This is a genomic window from Acinetobacter sp. YH12129 (assembly GCF_013418685.1).
GTDB classification, from domain to species: Bacteria; Pseudomonadota; Gammaproteobacteria; order Pseudomonadales; family Moraxellaceae; genus Acinetobacter; species Acinetobacter amyesii.
Window position 1 is genome coordinate 1 of the sequence record NZ_VPBP01000081.1, and the last position, 1,007, is coordinate 1,007.

A 1,007-nucleotide genomic window follows, 5' to 3' on the forward strand; every position below is an offset into this window, starting at 1 on the left:
CTCTGTACACGACAAATTTCACAGAACCCTTATCCTATCAGGATTCTGCTTTCTTAAAATTGCCAAAATTTCCTTAAACTCTTCTTTTTTCCCAAAACCAATTAAACGCTGAATCGCCATTTGAACATAGTCTAAACCATAGCGAAATAAACTCATTGAGAGTCGTCCATGCTTCTTTATTTTTATCGCTTTTTTTTGATTATGTTGCCATTCACCCGTTAAGTAACACCAACAGAAGCTTATAGCTAACACCGCAATCAATTTTTTCACTCGTCTAGGGTCTGTCAAGCGCGTATTTTCAAGATTAAACCCGCGTCCTTTGAGACAACTGAATAAGGTTTCAATTTCCCAGCGTAATGCATAATCCTGAATAGCATTGGCATTAAACTGAGGAGAAACGACGAGTAAAAGCTCTCCATTTTCTAACTGTAGTGCACTTATATATAGTTTCACCCGACCAACCAAAATCCGTCGTTTACGACATTCAATTTGACCAACTTTAAGATGGCGAAATAAATCACTAATTTTATGATTCTTTCCTAAATGATTGGTGACAATGAAGTTTTTTTAACACGAATGCAGAAGTTGATGTCTTGTTCAATTAACCATGTAAACCACTGCTCACCGATAAACTCTCTGTCTGCGAACACATTCACAATACGGTCTTTACCAAAAATGGCTATAAAGCGTTGAATCAAAGCAATACGCTCTTTCGTATCTGAATTTCCACGTTTATTAAGCAATGTCCAAAGGATAGGTATCGCTATTCCACGATAAACGATTGCGAGCATCAGGATATTAATATTTCGTTTTCCCCATTTCCAATTGGTTCTATCTAAAGTCAGTTGCACTTGGTCGAATGAAAACATATTGAAAATCAACTGAGAAATTTGACGATAATCAAAATACTGACCTGCAAAGAAGCGCTGCATACGTCGATAAAATGATTGTGGTAAACACTTGATGGGCAAGGCTTTAGATGCAGAAGAAAGATTACATGTTTGCTT

General features: G+C 36.7%; 1 protein-coding gene. It reads right to left on the reverse strand.

From position 1 onward, the window contains the following. Positions 1-18: 18 nt before the first annotated feature. Positions 19-1,007 (reverse strand): IS4-like element ISAba1 family transposase gene (locus FTU65_RS16160; RefSeq protein ID WP_179994544.1). Its coding sequence is split into 2 segments (ribosomal slippage), with 990 coding nucleotides annotated over them: positions 19-569 and positions 569-1,007; the frame shifts between segments, so codons are not numbered across the junction. This gene is flagged as partial in the annotation.